The 2,046-nt window shown below is 35.5% G+C and carries 1 protein-coding gene; it reads left to right on the top strand.

The features are described 5' to 3' along the window. The first annotated feature begins 445 nt into the window (after nucleotides 1–445). Entirely contained in the window at nucleotides 446–1,831 is a 1,386-nt protein-coding gene (locus J8L98_RS24310) for a fibrinogen-like YCDxxxxGGGW domain-containing protein (RefSeq protein WP_210998638.1), read from the top strand. Nucleotides 1,832–2,046: the final 215 nt, after the last annotated feature.

Genomic DNA, 2,046 nt, shown 5'->3' with positions numbered 1-2,046 from the left:
CTATAAAGTATCTAATTATCAATTTATTTATTTAATCCTATCACTATAAAAATACCATTTCTTCCTTAGTCGTTTTTATTTTATACATTACTTTTAACTAAGTTATCTCTGGATTTTATTTCTACAATTAAACTTAATATTTGCGTTTGAACCAGCTCCTTGGGTGAGTTCCTACGTGGTAAAAAGTAATGTTGTCCATACTTTACATTCAAACCGCTATTATGCTTTTTCAATTATGTATTATTAACATAATGTATTTCTATAGACTTAAATGTGAAATGCACATTGTATAAGCAAGGGCTTGCTGGGCTATTAAAAGGGGTCGCGGTCATCGCATTGAAATAAGTCTAGATCTTTTGTACCTGTTTACATAAAATTATTATCAGCATGTTTTTTATTAACTAGCTGAATTACAATTATTTATTTTTATCAGGATGATATGGATATGTTCAAAAAAACTTTACTAAATCTCGCAGTTCTTAGCTCATTGTCATTACAAGCATTTGAATTACAAGAGCACACTATTAATGAGCAAGGTGTTATTAAAAACCAGTTAGACTCACAAGTGGTCATAACGGGGGTTGTCAGTCTTAATGATACAGATTCAGGTGTGGTATCAGTTAAAGATAACTTGGATGGTACAGTGACTATTCGTTTTCGCGAGTGGGAATATTTAGATGGGACACATGCGAATGAAACGTCGTCAAGTTTCACATTATCAAAAGGACGACATGAGTTATTAGATGGTTCAATTTGGGAGGTGGGGAGTGTTGACTTAGGCACTACGTCTAAAACAATTGCATTCACACAAAAAATGCCACAAACCCCATATTTATTTTTAAGCGCTCAATCAGAAAATGGCGTTTTCCCTTATACATCTAGGGTGAGTAATGTTACTCAGTTAGATTTTGATGCTCAAATCCAATATCAAGAACTTAAGCAAGAGGCAAATACTCAAATGTCTCAAACTCTTGTTTACTTGGCAGTATACGCGCCTAACAAAGAGGGTGAGTTGGATTCTGGTGTTAAGTATAAAATTGATCAGATACACGTAGATCATAATGCCGTTAAATTTAATACACATGAATTACTTTTGGAAGAGGAACAATCGAAGGATGCAGAAACAACCCATGTTACAGAGGTAGTGAATGTACTTGACGTGGAAGGTCATTTATTTGCACAGAGCGTTACTAAACGAGGGAATGACACCGTCTCTATTAGAGCAAACAAAAATGTTCATCCAGAGCCTGCCCCAGTAAGTTGTAAAGCGGTGCTAGATAGAAATACAAGTGCAGCATCCGGTTTTTATAAGCTAGATGTGGATGGTCTCGGTAATATGCCTGAGTTTACAACTTATTGTGATATGGAAACGAAAGGAGGAGGCTGGACATTGATGGGGGTGAGATACGTGACTACCGTCGACTATAGTGCTTACCCAAATATTATCAATTATTTTTCAGAGACTCAGAATATTACAAGTTTTGATGATAATTATCATTTAACCGATGAGCAATGGCTTAAGTATAAAAGTACGACGCAAGAATTAATGGCGATAGCACCGGCTACGGGTAGCTATGCAATTGCTGATATTGCAGTGTTAAACACAGCGAGCTGCATGCCTTTACAAGATACGCTGGGAGAGGCACCTAATCAGTCAGGAGAACATCGCTTAAAATTATATTGGCATGAGGCGAGTGGTTGTTCTACATCTGGGACTGACTACACAATGTTAAATTACTCAAATATTTATGCATATACTGGTGGAATGTATAAAGATACAAATATAACAAGTTTGGTGGCTAGTCAAACAACACATGTTTTTGTACGTTAGTAAAATTATGAATTTATAAAAACCCCCGCTCAGACGGGGGTTTTTATAAGTCCCAGCTTTATGATGCTTCAATAATGTCGTGTAAGGCATTACATACTTACATTTGGTGCTTTAAAGTATGGTTGTTTTTTTAGTTATGCACAGTGTTTTGTGGGTAACTTGTGAGTTTTTGGTGTGTATATCTGTATGTTTCTAAAGTTGAAAAATAATGAATG

It is taken from the genome of Pseudoalteromonas sp. MMG013 (assembly GCF_018100885.1).
In the GTDB taxonomy this organism is placed as follows: Bacteria; Pseudomonadota; Gammaproteobacteria; order Enterobacterales; family Alteromonadaceae; genus Pseudoalteromonas; species Pseudoalteromonas aurantia.
The sequence above is the reverse complement of the archived record's forward strand: the minus strand, read 5'-3'. Positions and strand labels throughout refer to the sequence as shown.